The organism is Streptococcus infantis (assembly GCF_000960085.1).
Taxonomy (GTDB): Bacteria; Bacillota; Bacilli; order Lactobacillales; family Streptococcaceae; genus Streptococcus; species Streptococcus infantis_C.
Genome location: NZ_JYGT01000007.1, coordinates 175,855 through 192,850, shown reverse-complemented (window position 1 = coordinate 192,850; position 16,996 = coordinate 175,855). Strand labels below are relative to the sequence as shown.

17 protein-coding genes are annotated in these 16,996 nt (G+C 40.2%); 15 read left to right on the top strand and 2 right to left on the bottom strand.

Annotated elements, in window-relative coordinates:
• The first annotated feature begins 46 nt into the window (after nucleotides 1–46).
• The 3 genes from rapZ to whiA are packed head-to-tail and all read left to right on the top strand — an operon-like array spanning nucleotide 47 to nucleotide 2,819.
• Nucleotides 47–937, top strand: coding sequence for an RNase adapter RapZ (gene rapZ, locus TZ94_RS03625; protein WP_045614215.1), 891 nt, complete (start codon nucleotides 47–49; stop codon nucleotides 935–937).
• Nucleotides 934–1,911, top strand: coding sequence for a YvcK family protein (locus TZ94_RS03620; RefSeq protein ID WP_045614213.1), 978 nt, complete (start codon nucleotides 934–936; stop codon nucleotides 1,909–1,911). Before rapZ ends, TZ94_RS03620 begins: the two co-directional genes overlap by 4 nt.
• Nucleotides 1,908–2,819, top strand: a complete 912-nt coding sequence (gene whiA / locus TZ94_RS03615) for a DNA-binding protein WhiA (RefSeq protein ID WP_045614210.1) — start codon at nucleotides 1,908–1,910, stop codon at nucleotides 2,817–2,819. The genes TZ94_RS03620 and whiA overlap by 4 nt, the downstream gene beginning before the upstream one ends.
• 31 nt (nucleotides 2,820–2,850) lie before the next feature.
• Here the strand turns inward: whiA and TZ94_RS03610 are convergent, their stop codons facing one another.
• Complete coding sequence (locus TZ94_RS03610; protein ID WP_045614209.1) at nucleotides 2,851–3,819, bottom strand: NAD(P)/FAD-dependent oxidoreductase; 969 nt, start codon at nucleotides 3,817–3,819, stop codon at nucleotides 2,851–2,853.
• A 135-nt stretch (nucleotides 3,820–3,954) separates the two neighbouring features.
• Between TZ94_RS03610 and cdaA the strand changes: the two genes are divergently transcribed.
• From cdaA to TZ94_RS03550, 12 genes are all read left to right on the top strand, one after another.
• Complete coding sequence (gene cdaA, locus TZ94_RS03605) at nucleotides 3,955–4,812, top strand: diadenylate cyclase CdaA (RefSeq protein ID WP_045614207.1); 858 nt, start codon at nucleotides 3,955–3,957, stop codon at nucleotides 4,810–4,812.
• Nucleotides 4,799–5,590 carry a CdaR family protein gene (locus TZ94_RS03600; RefSeq protein WP_045614206.1) on the top strand — a complete coding sequence of 264 codons (792 nt, stop codon included), beginning with the start codon at nucleotides 4,799–4,801 and terminating at the stop codon, nucleotides 5,588–5,590. The genes cdaA and TZ94_RS03600 overlap by 14 nt, the downstream gene beginning before the upstream one ends.
• A 26-nt stretch (nucleotides 5,591–5,616) precedes the next feature.
• Nucleotides 5,617–6,966 (top strand): phosphoglucosamine mutase, encoded by a 1,350-nt coding sequence (gene glmM, locus TZ94_RS03595; protein ID WP_045614203.1) that lies wholly within the window; start codon nucleotides 5,617–5,619, stop codon nucleotides 6,964–6,966.
• Nucleotides 6,967–7,032: 66 nt separating this feature from the next.
• Entirely contained in the window at nucleotides 7,033–7,407 is a 375-nt protein-coding gene (locus tag TZ94_RS03590; protein WP_045614200.1) for a DUF1149 family protein, read from the top strand.
• 3 nt (nucleotides 7,408–7,410) lie between these two features.
• The gene (locus TZ94_RS03585; protein ID WP_045614198.1) at nucleotides 7,411–8,259 is read left to right on the top strand and encodes a DegV family protein; all 849 of its coding nucleotides are present in this window, start codon (nucleotides 7,411–7,413) and stop codon (nucleotides 8,257–8,259) included.
• Nucleotides 8,260–8,521: 262 nt separating this feature from the next.
• Nucleotides 8,522–9,289, top strand: a complete 768-nt coding sequence (gene dapB, locus TZ94_RS03580) for a 4-hydroxy-tetrahydrodipicolinate reductase (protein WP_045614195.1) — start codon at nucleotides 8,522–8,524, stop codon at nucleotides 9,287–9,289.
• Nucleotides 9,286–10,485 carry a CCA tRNA nucleotidyltransferase gene (locus TZ94_RS03575; protein ID WP_052689732.1) on the top strand — a complete coding sequence of 400 codons (1,200 nt, stop codon included), beginning with the start codon at nucleotides 9,286–9,288 and terminating at the stop codon, nucleotides 10,483–10,485. The genes dapB and TZ94_RS03575 overlap by 4 nt, the downstream gene beginning before the upstream one ends.
• On the top strand, nucleotides 10,482–12,350 hold the full coding sequence (locus TZ94_RS03570; RefSeq protein WP_045614193.1) for an ABC-F family ATP-binding cassette domain-containing protein: 1,869 nt from the start codon (nucleotides 10,482–10,484) through the stop codon (nucleotides 12,348–12,350). Before TZ94_RS03575 ends, TZ94_RS03570 begins: the two co-directional genes overlap by 4 nt.
• A complete protein-coding gene (locus tag TZ94_RS03565) occupies nucleotides 12,350–12,943 on the top strand; it encodes a hypothetical protein (protein ID WP_045614191.1) in 594 nt (197 codons plus the stop codon). The genes TZ94_RS03570 and TZ94_RS03565 overlap by 1 nt, the downstream gene beginning before the upstream one ends.
• 141 nt (nucleotides 12,944–13,084) lie before the next feature.
• Nucleotides 13,085–13,597: an adenine phosphoribosyltransferase gene (locus TZ94_RS03560; RefSeq protein WP_006154681.1), complete on the top strand. Its 513-nt coding sequence runs from the start codon at nucleotides 13,085–13,087 to the stop codon at nucleotides 13,595–13,597.
• Between the two features lie 193 nt (nucleotides 13,598–13,790).
• Complete coding sequence (gene metA, locus TZ94_RS03555) at nucleotides 13,791–14,735, top strand: homoserine O-acetyltransferase MetA (protein ID WP_045614188.1); 945 nt, start codon at nucleotides 13,791–13,793, stop codon at nucleotides 14,733–14,735.
• Nucleotides 14,736–14,743: 8 nt separating this feature from the next.
• A complete protein-coding gene (locus tag TZ94_RS03550) occupies nucleotides 14,744–15,418 on the top strand; it encodes a DnaD domain-containing protein (RefSeq protein ID WP_045614185.1) in 675 nt (224 codons plus the stop codon).
• 46 nt (nucleotides 15,419–15,464) lie between these two features.
• Here the strand turns inward: TZ94_RS03550 and TZ94_RS03545 are convergent, their stop codons facing one another.
• Nucleotides 15,465–16,916 (bottom strand): alpha-amylase, encoded by a 1,452-nt coding sequence (locus tag TZ94_RS03545; RefSeq protein ID WP_045614181.1) that lies wholly within the window; start codon nucleotides 16,914–16,916, stop codon nucleotides 15,465–15,467.
• Between the last annotated feature and the right edge of the window lie 80 nt (nucleotides 16,917–16,996).

The following is a 16,996-nucleotide window of genomic DNA, read 5'->3' as shown; positions in this document are numbered from 1 at the left end:
TAGAAGTTTGGTTCTTCCAAACTTCTTTTGATATAAGGAGACTATGATGACAAAGAAACAACTTCACCTGGTGATTGTGACAGGGATGAGTGGTGCAGGGAAAACTGTAGCCATTCAGTCCTTTGAAGATTTAGGATATTTTACCATTGATAATATGCCACCAGCTCTCTTGCCAAAGTTTTTGCAGTTGGTAGAGACCAAGGATGACGACCACAAGTTGGCCCTAGTGGTGGATATGCGTAGTCGTTCTTTCTTCTCAGAGATTCAAGCTGTCTTGGATGAATTGGAAAACCAAGATGATTTGGACTTTAAAATCCTCTTTTTGGATGCGGCAGATAAGGAATTGGTGGCACGCTATAAGGAAACTAGAAGAAGTCACCCTCTAGCAGCAGATGGTCGTATCTTGGACGGGATCAAGTTGGAACGCGAACTCTTGGCGCCTTTGAAAAATATGAGTCAAAACGTGGTAGACACAACAGAGTTAACTCCTCGTGAACTCCGTAAAACTATTGCAGAGCAATTTTCGGACCAAGAACAAACGCAGTCTTTCCGTATCGAGGTCATGTCTTTTGGGTTTAAATACGGAATTCCAATTGATGCTGATTTGGTATTTGATGTTCGCTTTTTACCAAACCCATACTATTTTCCAGAACTTCGTAATCAGACGGGTGAGGACAAGGCGGTTTATGACTATGTGATGAATCATGAGGAATCTGAGGATTTCTACCGCCATTTATTGGCCTTGATTGAACCAATCCTACCTGGCTATAAGAAAGAAGGAAAATCTGTTTTAACCATTGCAGTGGGATGTACAGGTGGGCAACACCGAAGCGTTGCCTTTGCCAAACGATTAGCCAATGATTTGGCGAAACATTGGCCTGTAAATGAAAGTCATCGTGATAAAGACCGAAGAAAGGAAACGGTAAACCGTTCATGAGAAAACTAAAAATTACGGTGATTGGTGGTGGAACCGGGATCCCTGTTATTTTAAAGAGTTTACGGGAAAAGGATGTTGATATTGCAGCCATTGTAACCGTTGCTGACGATGGAGGTTCTTCAGGAGAGCTTCGTAAGAATATTCAGCAATTGACTCCTCCTGGGGATCTTCGCAATGTTCTTGTGGCTATGTCAGATATGCCAAAATTCTATGAAAAGGTCTTTCAATACCGTTTTTCTGAGGATGCAGGCGCCTTTGCAGGTCATCCCCTAGGAAACATTATTATTGCTGGTCTTTCTGAAATGCAAGGTTCAACCTATAATGCCATGCAACTATTGAGTAAATTTTTCCATACCACAGGTAAGATTTTCCCATCAAGCGACCATCCTTTGACACTCCATGCTGTCTTTAATGATGGGACAGAGGTGGCTGGGGAAAGTCATATTGCAGACCATCCAGGAATGATAGACCATGTCTATGTGACCAATACTCTGGATGATGAAAAGCCGCAGGCTAGCCGTCGAGTTGTGAATACAATTCTTGAGAGTGATATGATTGTTTTGGGACCAGGTTCCCTCTTTACATCGATTTTGCCAAATATTGTCATTGAGGAGATTGGGCAGGCACTTCTTGAGACTAAGGCAGAAATTGCCTATGTCTGCAACATCATGACCCAGCGTGGAGAGACAGAATATTTCTCAGATAGTGATCACGTAGAAGTCTTACATCGTCATTTGGGCCGTCCATTTATCGATACTGTTCTTGTTAATATCGAAAAGATTCCGAGAGATTATATGGATACCAACCGTTTTGATGAATATTTGGTGCAGGTTGACCATGATTTTGAAGGTTTGCGTAAGCAAGTACCGCGTGTCATTTCATCTAACTTCCTACGTTTGGAAAATGGTGGAGCCTTCCATGATGGAGATTTAATCGTGGACGAGTTGATGCGAATTATACAGGTGAGAAAATGAGTTTCACAGTAGCAGTAAAAGAAGAAATCCTTGGTCAGCATCATCTGAGTCGTTATGAATTATCAGCTATTATCAAGATGTCTGGTAGTGTAGGTTTATCTAGCTCTGGTTTAACCTTATCCGTTGTAACAGAAAACGCTAAGTTAGCTCGTCACCTCTATGAATCTTTCCTGCACTTCTATGGTATCAAGTCCGAGATCCGTCATCATCAGAGAAGTAATCTTCGGAAAAATCGTGTTTATACCGTGTTTACTGATGAGCGGGTTCAAGAACTTTTAGCGGATTTGCGTTTGGCTGATTCTTTCTTTGGTCTAGAGACTGGGATTGATCCAGAAATTTTAGGAGATGAAGAAGCTGGACGTGCTTACCTTTGTGGAGCCTTTTTGGCAAATGGGAGTATTCGGGATCCTGAGTCAGGAAAGTATCAGTTAGAAATTAGTTCTGTCTATGTGGACCATGCGCAAGGGATTGCTTCGCTTTTGCAGCAGTTCTTGTTAGATGCCAAGGTTATCGAACGAAAAAAGGGAGCAGTAACCTATCTCCAAAGAGCCGAAGATATTATGGATTTCCTGATTTTGGTGGGAGCCATGCAGGCGCGTGATACTTTTGAAGGGGTCAAGATTCTCCGAGAAACTCGAAATGATCTCAATCGTGCCAATAATGCAGAGACAGCTAATATTGCACGTACGGTTTCTGCAAGCATGAAAACCATTAACAATATCAGTAAAATCATGGATACCATTGGTCTAGATAGTCTACCAGTCGATTTGCAGGAAGTAGCGCATCTGCGTATCCAGCATCCAGACTATTCTATTCAACAATTGGCAGACAGTTTGACAAATCCACTCACCAAAAGTGGTGTCAATCATAGATTGCGAAAGATAAATAAAATTGCAGATGAACTTTAAAACCACGAATCAAAGGATTCGTGGTTTTTTCTTATAGACTAGTAGAGTGTTTTGGTTGTACTTTTTGCTCTGGGTCAATGTAGTTAATGGCATTGTTAACTGCAGTAGGTGCTTCACCTAGACCTGTCGCAATCAAGTCAATCTTACCTTCGTAGTAGCAGCAGTCTCCAATAGCGTAAATTCCTGCCTGACTTGACTCTTGTTTACTGTTGACGATAATCTTATGGCGATTCAGTTCTAATCCCCAATTTTTAAGGTTTCCGACAGAAGATTTGAAACCATAGTTGACAAAGAGGTGGTCCAATTCAATGGATTCAGTTTCATCGGATTTAACTTTTGTAATTTCAAGCTTGTCAAGAGTTTTTCCATCTCCAAGAAGTTGACTTGGTACAAATGGTGTTTTGATGCTAACAGATGATTCTTGAAGGGCTTGGACACTATGTTCAAGCGCACGGAAGTTATCTCGACGGTGAACAAGTGTAGTTGGCGCAATCCTTTCAAAAGCTAAAGCCCAGTCCACAGCAGAGTCTCCTCCACCCAGGATGGTTACTCTCTTTCCAGCATATTGCTGAATGTTAGAAACGTGGTAGTGGATATTTTCATAATTATCAACACCATCCAATTCAAGTGGACGCGGTTTAAAGGCACCTCCACCCATAGCGATAATGACAGCTTTACTACTATGAATACCTTTAGTAGTTGTTATCTTAAAAACATCATTCTCTTTTTCAATGTCAAGAACAGTTTCATTGAGATGTGCTGGTGTATCAAAACCTTTTAGTTGTTCTAAGAGGCGATTAGTTAGTTCTTCACCAGTGAGATTTGGGAAACCTGGGACATCAAGAATTTGTTTTTCAGGATAAAGAATGGCAGGTTGGCCACCTAGTTGTGGAAGAGAGTCGATAATTTGGACTTTGGCTTGGCGTAGGTGAGCATAGAATGCGGCAAACAGGCCTACAGGACCACCTCCAACGATGGTAATATCATATAATTCAGACATGGTTTCTCCTTATTTCATTTTTATCATTTTATTCTATCATATTTTCTACTAATTTAAAATGAGGTGGGGGGGAGAAAATTTCCATTAAAAATGGTATAATGAAGAGAAGCTTTTTTTATGGAGAGGGGTCCCAGGATGAATTTTCAGCAATTATCTAATCTCCAATACTGGTCTAGTTTATTTTCCAGTCCTTGGAGTATTGTGATAAATTTGATTGATATTCTAATCGTTGCTTATATCTTATATCAATTTACAAAATCAATTGCAGGAACCAAGATTATGATTCTGGTTCGAGGGGTTTTAGTCTTTATCTTAGCTCAGATAGCAGCTAACTTTTTAGGCCTGACAACTATTTCCTGGTTGATTAATCAATTGATTACTTATGGAGTTATTGCAGCGGTTGTTATCTTTTCTCCAGAAATTCGGACAGGTTTGGAGCGATTAGGTAGGGCTACGGATTTCTTTTCCACTACTCCAATGAGTTCAGAAGAACAGATGGTTCAGGCTTTTGTCAAGGCAGTTGAATACATGAGTCCACGTAAAATAGGAGCACTGGTCTCTGTTCAGCGTGTCAGAACCTTGCAGGAATATATTTCCACAGGGATTCCTCTAGATGCTAAAATTTCTGCAGAACTCTTAATCAATATCTTTATCCCAAACACACCTTTACATGATGGTGCAGTCATTATAAAAGGTGATCGAATAGCTGTAACATCTGCTTATCTTCCACTTACTGAGAACACTGGTATTTCTAAGGAGTTTGGGACACGACACCGTGCAGCCATTGGTTTATCAGAAGTTTCAGATGCCCTTACTTTTGTTGTATCAGAAGAAACTGGGGGTATATCCATCACCTACAATGGTGTCTTTAAACATGATCTAAGTTTGGAAGAATTCGAGAAAGAACTACGTCGTATTTTGATACCTAAGGATTCAGAAGAACCAACTTTAAGAGAACGTATTTTTGGAGGGTGGAACAATGAAAAGAAATAGCCTTTATATCATCTCCTCGCTCCTCTTTGCTTGCGTTTTATTTATCTACGCTACCTCCATTAATTATCAAAATAATAATAATGCAAGACCAGTTCGAACAGAAACCTATACCAATACGGTAGTCAATGTACCGATTGATATCCAGTACGATAGTGAGCAGTATTTTATTAGTGGTTTCAGCTCAGAAGTTACTGTATTTCTAACTGGATCCAATCGAGTGACCTTGGCTAGTGAGATGCAAGAAAGCACTCGTAAATTCAAAGTGACTGCGGATTTGTCACAAGCCACAGAAGGAACAATCGAAGTTCCCTTGACCATTGAAAATCTCCCAAGTGGTTTAACGGCTGTAGCAACGCCACAAAAAATTACAGTCAAAATTGGTAAGAAGGTCACTAGAGATAATATACCTGTTGTTCCTCAAATTGATTCTAGTCAAATCGATGAGCGTATTATAATCGAGCGAGTTACTGTTTCAGATGAAAAAGTTTCAGTAACTAGTGATGCAGATACACTGTCTAAGATTGATCGTATTGTTGCAGTTTTGCCAACGAGTGAAAAAATAACTGGGAATTATTCAGGGTCAGTACCTTTACAAGCTGTCGACAAGAATGGAACCGTTTTACCAACAGTTATTACTCCTTTTGAGGTTACTATGAAAGTAATAACTAAACCAGTCCGAACAACAAATAGTTCAACGACAACAAGTAATGCTTCAACTGCTGAAAACTCATCAACGACAGCAGCAGAAACGAAGCCAGATACTTCAAAGCAAAATTAATATTAAACTAGAAAAGGATTATAAAAATGGGTAAATATTTTGGAACGGATGGAGTCCGTGGAGAAGCAAACGTAGAATTGACGCCAGAATTGGCCTTTAAACTAGGCCGTTTTGGAGGATATGTTCTTAGTCAACATGAGACAGAAGCGCCTAAGGTTTTTGTAGGACGTGACACTCGTATCTCAGGTCAAATGCTTGAAGCAGCGTTGATTGCTGGGCTCCTTTCAGTCGGAATTCACGTTTATAAGCTTGGAGTTCTTGCAACACCTGCTGTTGCTTACTTGGTAAAAACTGAGGGAGCAAGTGCTGGGGTTATGATTTCTGCAAGCCACAATCCAGCCCTTGATAATGGTATCAAATTCTTTGGTGGTGACGGCTTTAAGCTAGACGATGACAAAGAAGCAGAAATCGAAACCTTGCTTGACGCGAGTGAAGATACTCTACCACGTCCAAGTGCAGAGGGCTTAGGTACTGTTGTTGACTATCCAGAAGGCTTGCGTAAATATGAAGCCTACCTCGTTTCAACTGGAACTCCTCTTGAAGGGATGAAGGTAGCCTTGGATACTGCAAATGGAGCCGCTTCTACAAGTGCTCGTCAAATTTTTGCAGATTTGGGTGCTCAATTAACAGTTATCGGTGAAACACCAGATGGCCTTAATATCAATTTGAATGTTGGTTCAACTCATCCAGAAGCCTTACAAGAACTTGTAAAAGAAAGTCAATCTGCCATTGGTTTAGCCTTCGATGGGGACAGCGACCGTTTGATTGCGGTTGATGAAAATGGCGAAATTGTCGATGGTGACAAGATTATGTACATCATCGGTAAATACCTTTCTGAAAAAGGTCAATTGGCACATAATACAATTGTAACAACAGTTATGTCCAACCTTGGTTTCCATAAAGCCTTGGATCGTGAAGGTATCAATAAGGCAGTCACTGCTGTTGGAGACCGTTATGTCGTTGAAGAAATGAGAAAATATGGCTACAATCTTGGAGGAGAGCAGTCAGGTCACGTTATCTTGATGGACTATAATACAACAGGTGATGGTCAGCTTTCAGCGGTTCAATTGACCAAAATCATGCAAGAAACAGGTAAGAGCTTATCTCAGTTGGCTTCAGAAGTAACGATTTACCCACAAAAATTGGTCAATATCCGTGTTGAAAATGCCATGAAAGAGAAAGCCATGGAAGTACCAGCTATCAAGGCTATTATCGATAAGATGGAAGAAGAGATGGCAGGTAACGGACGTATCCTTGTTCGCCCAAGTGGAACTGAGCCACTCTTGCGTGTCATGGCCGAAGCTCCAACAACTGAAGAAGTAGACTACTATGTGGATACTATTGCCAAAGTTGTGAAAACAGAGATTGGAATTTAGGAAAGTTAGCAGAAAATAAGAAAATATGTTACAATGTCAAAGTAAATTGTAACCATGGAGAATATGATGAATTTAAAACGTGAACAAGAATTTGTTAGTCAGTATCACTTTGATGCACGTAACTTTGAATGGGAAAATGAAAACGGAATTCCTGAAACAAAGGTTGATGTCAACTTCCAACTACTTCAACATGATCAAGAAAACCAAGTGACTTCTCTCGTAGTTGTTTTGAGCTTTATGATTGTCTTTGATAAATTTGTAATCAGTGGCACTATTTCCCAAGTTAACCACGTAGAAGGTCGCATCGTAGACCAACCAAGTGATTTCACTCAAGAAGAAGTTGAGACACTTGCTCGTCCTTGTTTGGATATGCTAAACCGTTTGACTTATGAAGTGACGGAAATTGCACTAGATTTACCAGGAATTAATTTGGAGTTTTAAAGAATGAAATTAGCGGTCATAACAGACTCATCTGCTTTTCTACAAGCGGAAACCTTGCGGAAAGAAGATTTATTTGTGCTAGACATTCCTGTGAATATCGACGGACAGGAGTATGTTGAAGGTGTAAATCTAACCGCTCAAGAATTTTATGAAAAAATGGCTCGTTCATCTGAGCTACCTAAAACAAGTCAGCCAAGTATTGCTAAGTTGGATGAAATTTTGTCATCATTGAAAGAAAAAGGTTATACTCATGTTCTGGGTCTCTTCCTTTCTTCAGGAATTTCAGGATTTCACCAGAATATCCAATATATGACGGATGAGTTCGAAGGATTAACCATTGCTTTTCCTGATACTCGTATTACAAGTGCTCCTCTAGGTTTCATGGTGGAGAGTGTATTTCAATGGGTGGAACAGGGTGATGACTTCCAGTCTATACTAGATAAGTTAACAGAACAGATTGAAAATACTTCTGCTTTTATCATGGTAGATGATTTGAATCATCTTGTAAAAGGTGGTCGTTTGTCAAATGGTGCAGCTATTTTAGGAAACCTTCTTAGCATTAAACCAATCCTCTATTTCAATGACCAAGGTGTTATCGAAGTTTATGAGAAGGTTCGTACAGAGAAGAAAGCAGCTAAACGTCTAGTTGAAATTGTCAAAGATGTGACAAGTAACGGAAACTACCAGATTATGGTAATTCATGGGAATGCCTCTCAAAAAGCAGCCGATTTACGTCAGCTATTGCTAGATAGTGGAGTAGCTACAGATGTTGAGATTGCAACCTTTGGTAGTGTCATTGGAACCCACCTGGGAGAAGGAAGTATCGCTTTAGCATACACACCAATCGTCTAGATTGTTCTTACAGGCTTTGTATCTTAGAATTGAACACGGACTATCTGCATCTTGAAAAAAGATGCCTGTCTTGCCTTTCGTGGAAAGTCAGCGCCATTCCCTATTTTTCATGGGCAGCTAACGTCCTTTGTATCTTAGAATTGAACACGCCTGGAACCCTATGTGAAAAAGATAGTTCTTCCAAGGAAAAGAAACTCCTTGATCAGAACTCCTATTTTCACTTTGTGTTCTTACAGGCTTTGTATCTTAGATAGGAGTAAAGATGAGTATTCGAGTGATTATTGCTGGTTTTAAGGGAAGAATGGGCCAATCTGCTTGTCAGATGGTTTTGTCTGATCCTGAACTTGAACTAGTAGCTGTTTTGGATCCTTTTGAGTCTGCATCTGAATGGCAAGGAATTCCAGTATTCAATGATAAAAATGACTTAGCAGGCTTTGATGCCCATGTTTGGGTGGACTTTACTACACCAGCTGTCGCCTATGAGAATACACGCTTTGCTCTTGAACATGGCTTTGCTCCAGTAGTAGGAACGACAGGTTTCACCAGTCAGGAAATCGAAGAATTAAAAGAATTGTCTCGTTCCAAAGGCTTGGGTGGATTGATTGCTCCTAACTTTGCCTTGGGTGCTGTCTTACTCATGCAATTTGCAGCACAGGCAGCTAAATACTTCCCAAATGTGGAGATTATTGAACTTCACCATGACAAGAAAAAAGATGCGCCGAGCGGGACAGCAATCAAAACAGCTGAGTTGATGGCACAAGTTCGTGAGTCTATTCAACAAGGCGCTAGCGATGAGGAAGAACTCATTGCGGGAGCTCGTGGAGCTAACTTTGATGGTATGCGAATCCATTCGGTTCGTTTACCAGGTTTGGTAGCTCATCAGGAAGTTATTTTTGGAAATCAAGGAGAAGGATTGACCCTGCGTCATGACTCCTATGATCGTAGCTCCTTCATGACAGGGGTGAATTTGGGAATCAAAGAAGTTGTCAAGCGTCATGAGCTTGTCTATGGATTAGAACACTTACTATGAAATTAACAAAAATGCCTTCTGAATTTCAGAAGGCTTTACCAGTATTAGAAAAAATTAAAGAAGCAGGCTTTGAGGCTTATTTTGTGGGTGGCTCTGTTAGGGATGCCCTACTCAATCGTCCCATCCATGACGTGGATATCGCGACTTCATCTTATCCTGAAGAGACCAAGCAGATTTTTCCACGCACAGCTGATATCGGCATTGAACATGGGACCGTTTTGGTTTTAGATGGAGATGAAGAGTACGAGGTCACCACTTTTCGAACAGAGGATGTCTATGTAGACTATCGGAGACCAAGTTCTGTTTCTTTTGTTCGTTCACTCGAAGAAGATCTCAAACGCCGAGATTTCACAGTCAATGCCTTTGCCTTGGATGAGACAGGGGAGATCGTCGATTTATTTGATGGTCTCAAAGATTTAGAAAATCAAGTTCTGCGAGCTGTCGGTGTAGCTAGTGAACGTTTCAATGAAGATGCGCTACGCATCATGCGTGGCTTTCGTTTCCAAGCTAGTCTTGGTTTTGAACTCGAGCAAGAAACGTTTGAAGCGATGAAGGCCTTAACGCCACTCTTAGATAAAATCTCTGTGGAGCGCACCTTTGTCGAGTTTGATAAGCTTTTACTGGCTCCCTATTGGCGAGTAGGTTTATCATCTATGATTGAGAGTCAAGCTTACGATTTTCTTCCAGATATGGTAGGCAGTCAGGACAAACTCCAGTCTTTGTTTGATTTAGAAAAAGATTTTACTTTTGAATCTTCTGAGCAAGCTTGGGCAGCACTTTTATGGGTTTTAGAAGTGGAAGATGCTCAACAATTTTTGAAACATTGGAAGACTTCACGCCAATTTGCTAAGCAGGTACAGGATTTGCTGTCTATTTTGGCTCTTCGAGAAGAAGGGGAACTAGGTAACCGTGATTGTTACCGTTTTGATCTAGATTTACTTTTACAGGCTGAAAATCTTCGTCAGGCTCAAGGAAAAGAAGTCAATCCACAGGCTATCGAAGAGACTTATCACAGCCTAACCATTCATGAAAAAAAAGAAATTCAAATCAATGGTGGGATTTTGATCAAGGAATACGGCTATCATCCAGGTCCAGAATTAGGAGCTGTTCTAGAGGAAATTGAGTATGCTATTGTGGATGGTAATCTAGATAATGAAGTGGAAGCTATTCATGCATACTTAAGGGAGAGAAAATGAGTGATTTTATCGTTGAAAAACTAAGCAAATCAGTTGGTGATAAGACCGTTTTTAAGGATATTTCTTTTATCATCCACGACTTAGACCGCATCGGTCTTATTGGGGTCAACGGAACTGGGAAAACGACCCTTCTAGATGTACTTTCAGGTGTTTTAGGTTTTGATGGTGACGTAAGCCCATTTTCATCAAAGAATGATTACAAGATTGGTTATTTGACTCAGGATCCAAATTTTGATGACAGCAAGACTGTCTTGGATACTGTTCTATCGAGCGATTTGAAAGAAATCCAGTTGATCCGTGAGTATGAACTGCTCATGCTTAACTATAGTGAGGACAAGCAGGCGCGTCTAGAACGGGTCATGGCGGAGATGGACTCTCTCCAAGCATGGGAAATCGAAAGTCAGGTCAAGACTGTTCTCAGTAAACTAGGCATTCAAGAATTATCAACTCCTGTTGGAGCTTTGTCGGGTGGTCTTCGTAGACGGGTTCAATTGGCGCAAGTGCTTTTAGGAAATCATGATCTCTTGCTTCTTGATGAGCCAACTAACCATCTGGACATTGCGACCATCGAATGGTTGACTCTCTTTTTGAAAAATTCCAAGAAGACCGTCCTCTTCATCACTCACGATCGTTATTTCCTGGATGCTCTTTCTACGCGAATTTTTGAATTGGATAGAGGTGGATTGACAGAGTATCAGGGGAATTACCAAGATTATGTCCGTCTCAAGGCTGAACAGGATGAGCGTGACGCAGCTCTACTTCACAAAAAGGAACAACTTTACAAACAAGAATTAGCTTGGATGAGACGGCAACCTCAAGCTCGTGCGACCAAGCAACAAGCTCGTATCAATCGATTCCATGACTTGAAAAAGGAAGTTTCAGATACTAGCCTTGAGACAGACTTGAGCATGAATTTTGAAACTAGCCGTATCGGTAAAAAAGTTATCGAGTTTAAGGATGTTTCCTTTGCCTATGACGATAAAGCGATTCTGCAACATTTTAATCTTTTGGTCCAAGCCAAAGACCGTATCGGAATCGTCGGGGACAATGGTGTTGGGAAGTCAACCCTTCTTAACCTTATTGCAGGAAGACTTGAAGCTACTGAAGGACAAGTTATCATCGGTGAAACAGTTCGTATCGCTTATTTCTCTCAACAAATCGAAGGTTTAGATGAAAGTAAGCGGGTTATCAATTACCTACAGGAAGTGGCAGAAGAGGTTAAGACTAGCGGTGGTACTACGACATCCATTGCAGAATTACTAGAACAATTTCTTTTCCCTCGTTCAACGCACGGTACCTTGATTGAGAAGCTGTCAGGTGGAGAGAAGAAGCGTCTGTACCTCCTCAAATTACTCCTTGAAAAACCCAATGTACTTTTATTAGATGAACCAACAAATGATCTAGACATTGCGACCTTAACAGTTCTAGAAAATTTCTTACAAGGTTTTGCAGGGCCAGTCTTGACAGTTAGTCACGACCGCTATTTCCTTGATAAGGTAGCAACTAAGATTCTTGCTTTTGAAGACGGGACCATCCGTCCTTTCTTTGGCCATTATACAGATTATCTAGATGAAAAGGCTTTTGAAGCAGAAGCAAAAAGCCAAGTTCAAAAGGCTGAAAAGGAGAAAGTGGTCAAAGTCCGTGAAGAGAAGAAACGCATGACCTACCAGGAAAAGCAGGAGTGGGCAAGTATTGAAGGTGATATCGAAGCCTTAGAAAACCGCATCTCTTCTATAGAGAAAGAAATGCTAGCAAATGGTTCTGACTTTGGGAAACTAGCTACCCTTCAAAAAGAGTTAGACGAGAAAAATGAAGACTTGCTGGAAAAATATGAACGCTATGAATATTTAAGTGAGTTAGTATAATGGAAGAAACAATTATTAAATGGAGTAGTAAGAAAATCGTTTTGAGCCTTATTCTTTATCTACTAGAATTGGCTCTTCTACTTTGGATCTTTTCGTTTTTGCTGAGCTATCCCGAAGAAGCACCTGCGGGATTGGTGCCCTTAATCCTCTTTATTGGTTTCTTGATCCTCATCGTTGGCTTCATTTTGTATCAACATTTGCGACGGCTTTTTTCTGATAAAGAGTATTTGAAATGTACGGCTCAAGGATTTTCCTATAAACCATATCCAAAGAAAGACTGGCAGTTTTATTCCTGGGGACAGGTAGAAAAGTTTGCTCTCACGAGAATTAAGGGTAGTAGAAATGCAAGGGATTTTTATATGATTGAGGTTCAGTTTTATGACAAGGAAGTTTTAAAATCCAACTTTTTCTGGTATCGTCTTCGAAGTAGATTTACAAGTTCAAAACATTCTAACGTTTTGAAAATCCCAATCTATTTGCTGGATGTTGGCTTACCAAAGAGAGTATTTGAAGTCATGTCCTACTTTGAGCGAGAGTGGCGTATTCAACAGAATCGTCAACGGAATCAAACTTCTAAAAGCAAAAAGAAGTAAAGATTTCATTGATCGAGCGAATCTCCGAATTTTATGAAGGTCTGAGGGGCTTTGGAACGATATTCCAAGGCTTCTTTCTATTTCGCTTTTCTAGGAAATATGGTATAATAGGGAGTAAAAACTTTAAAAGAAAGAAACGCTATGAACTTAAAAGATTACATTGCAAGTATTGAAAATTATCCACAAGAAGGAATTACATTCCGTGATATCAGCCCTTTGATGGCAGATGGAAATGCCTACAGTTACGCTGTTCGCGAAATTGTTCAATATGCTACTGACAAAAAAATTGATATGATCGTAGGACCAGAAGCACGTGGATTTATTGTTGGATGTCCAGTTGCTTTTGAGTTGGGAATTGGTTTTGCACCTGTTCGTAAACCAGGGAAATTGCCACGCGAAGTCATTTCAGCTGACTACGAAAAAGAATATGGTGTTGATACTTTGACCATGCACGCAGATGCTATCAAACCAGGTCAACGTGTTCTTATTGTAGATGACCTCTTGGCAACAGGTGGTACTGTTAAGGCGACAATCGAAATGATTGAGAAATTAGGTGGTGTCGTAGCTGGTTGTGCCTTTTTGATTGAGCTTGATGAGCTAAAAGGTCGTGAGGCAATCGGAGATTACGATTATAAAGTTTTGATGCATTATTAATGAAAAACAGTCCTTGGGGCTGTTTTCTCGTCATTTGATATAAAATAAGGCTATATCTAGTTAGAGAAAAACTATAATTGAAAACTATACCTTCTTACAGTATAATAAAGGGAAAGAAAGTTGCCAATTGGAAAGTCTAATTGGTGATAACAGTTTAACACGTACCCAGTATTGATATTGTAAGGAGATTTCCATGCCGATTCGAATTGAAAAAAAATTACCAGCAGTCGATATTTTACGAACGGAAAATATTTTCGTCATGGATGACCAAAGGGCGGCTCACCAAGATATCCGACCCTTAAAAATTCTTATCTTAAATTTGATGCCCCAAAAAATTGTGACAGAGACACAACTTTTACGGCATTTGGCAAATACTCCACTCCAGTTGGATATTGACTTTTTATATATGGAGAGTCACCAATCAAAAACAACTCGCTCAGAGCATATGGAGACTTTTTATAAGACCTTCTCGGAAGTCAAAGACGATTATTTCGATGGCTTGATTATCACAGGAGCTCCAGTTGAGCACCTTCCATTTGAAGAGGTTGACTATTGGCAAGAGTTTACCCAAGTTATCGATTGGTCTAAGACTCATGTCTTTTCAACCTTGCATATTTGTTGGGGAGCACAGGCAGGTCTATACTATCGCTATGGTGTAGATAAATACCAGATGGACCAGAAGCTTTCTGGGATTTATCCTCAAGATGTTTTAAAAGAAGGTCATCTCCTATTGAGAGGTTTTGATGATTTATATGTCTCTCCGCATTCTAGACATACCGAGGTCTTAAAAGAAGATATTTTGAATCATACCAATTTAGAGATTTTAGCATCTGGTGATGAGGTTGGAGTGTCAATCCTCGCTAGTAGAGATTTAAGAGAAGTTTATAGTTTTGGACATTTAGAGTATGATCGTGATACTCTTGCTAAAGAATACTTTAGAGATTTAGATGCTGGTTTAAACCCCCATATACCGGAAAATTATTTTAAAAATGATGATATCCATACTCGTCCATGTATGCTGTGGAGTTCTTCAGCAGCTCTCTTTTTTAGTAATTGGGTGAATTACGCAGTATACCAGGAGACACCTTTTGACTGGAAGAGGGTGGAAGACGATGTTTCTCATTTTGGATATTTATAAGAGGAATTATGACATATTTAGATGCTTTTAAATCTGGAAATTTAGTTTTACCAAGTGCACTCTTATTGCACTATAATCAACTCTTTTCATCTAGCGAGGACTTTCTTGTTTGGCAATTCTTTTACCTACAGAATACAACGGCTTTAGGTGAATTGTCTCCAAGTCAGATTGCTGAAAAAATCGGCAAAAATGTCACTGAAGTCAATCAGGCTATTTCACGATTGACTGAGAAAGGGTTGCTTCAATACCGAACCATTGAACTTAATGGCGAAATAGAAGTAATCTTCGATGCAACTCTTGCCTTGGAGCGCCTAGACCAACTTTTTGAAAAACAAGCTCCAAATCAAGTGAAACCAGCTCAGAATGACTTGAAGAGCTTGGTGGAAACTTTCCAACAGGAGCTAGGTCGACTCTTGAGTCCCTTTGAAATCGAAGATTTGGAAAAGAGTTTGAAAGAAGACGGAACGAGTGCTGATTTGATAAAAGAAGCTCTACGTGAAGCTGTTTTGAATGGAAAACCAAACTGGAAATATATCCAAGCAATCCTACGAAACTGGCGACATGAGGGTATTAAGAGTGTAGCCCAGGTAGAGGCGAAACGTCAGGAAAGAGAAGCAAGCAATCCTCAAAATGTACAAGTCTCATCAGATTTCAAAAACGCTATGGATCTATGGAAAGACTAATAATGAATAATAAAAAAACTTGCCAATCAGGCAAGTTTTTTTGTTTTTAATTAGCAAGTCCCCAAACGCTGAGAGAACGTTCAACTACTGGGAAATCTCCGTACCCATCCGAATTGATAGTTACTTGATCAGAATGATTACCGAGTAAATCAACAAAGGTTTGGTCAGCCCATTCTTGGCCTACAAACATGGTTTTATCATTTTCTTGGGCATTAGAGATTAGAACAGCTAAAGGTGATTGATTGTCAGTTCCTGAACGGACCCAACCGATACAATTAGGGTCATCAAAGTAGTCCGTCTGCTCTCCATAAGCCAAATCTTTTCGGATAGCTAGCAGATGGTCAAGAACTTCTTTAAAATCTTGCTGAGCATATTGACCAGAGATACCGTAGTAGTCTCCGTAAAAGACACAAGGGAGACCCTGCTCGCGCAAAAGAATAAGAGCATAGGCTGCTGGTTTAAACCATTCTTCTACAGTAGATTCTAAAGCTTGTCCTCGTTGAGTATCATGATTTTCGACAAAGGTTACAGCCTTATCTGGTTTGACTTGAATCAGACTATCATTAAAGATGGTACGCAAATCGTAGTCTGCACCAGCTTGGCTTGCCTCAAAGAGATTCATATGGAGTCGGACATCGACAAGGTCAAAGCGTTCTTCAATCTTTTCAAGGTAGTCCAAGTTAGCTTCCTTGTCTGGATTCCAGAATTCTCCAAAGACATAGAAGTCTTGTCCATATTTCTCTTTGATGTCACGAATGAAATTACGCATAAAGAAGGAGTCGATATGTTTGACTGCATCTAAACGAAAACCAGCTACTCCAGTCGTTTCCATGAACCAATCAGCCCAATCGTAGATATTTTGTATGACTTCTGGATGCTTAAAATCTAAGTCCGCATACATGAGGTAGTCATAGTTACCATTTTCATTATCGACTAATTCTTCGTGGGCCCACCCCTTATTATCTCCCTGGATAAGGTAAATACCAGACTTCCGTCTTTTGGCATCATAGTCAGTTCCAGTGAAATGGTACCAGTGCCAGTGGAAATCATTGTAGGTGTTTTGTCTTCCATCAAAAGTAAAGTTTGTCCAACCATTGATGGTAAAAGGTTCTCCAAGTTCAATTGTGCGATCTCCTGGGTCGACTTCAATAACCTGGAAAGATTCCAAACGGTCTGCAGCTGCCTTGTGGTTTAAGACGACGTCAGCCATAGGTTGAATCCCATGTGATTTAAGTGTTTGAATGGCTTGAAGATAGTCTTCTTTGAAACCGTACTTGGTACGCACAGTTCCTTTTTGGTCAAATTCACCGAGGTCAAAAAGGTCATAGACACCATAACCGACATCTTTTTCGTTGGTAGCTTTAAAGGCAGGTGGCATCCAGACGTGGCTAATTCCTAGATTTGCAAGGTGCTCAGCATCATCGGTAAGTCGCGTCCAGTGTTGTCCATCGTGGGGAAGGTACCACTCAAAATATTGCATTAGGGTTTGATTTGTCATAGATAGTCCTCATACTTAACAATTTGAGAATCATTTTACCACAAAGCCAAGGAATACGCAAACGTTTGCGCTAGAAAATA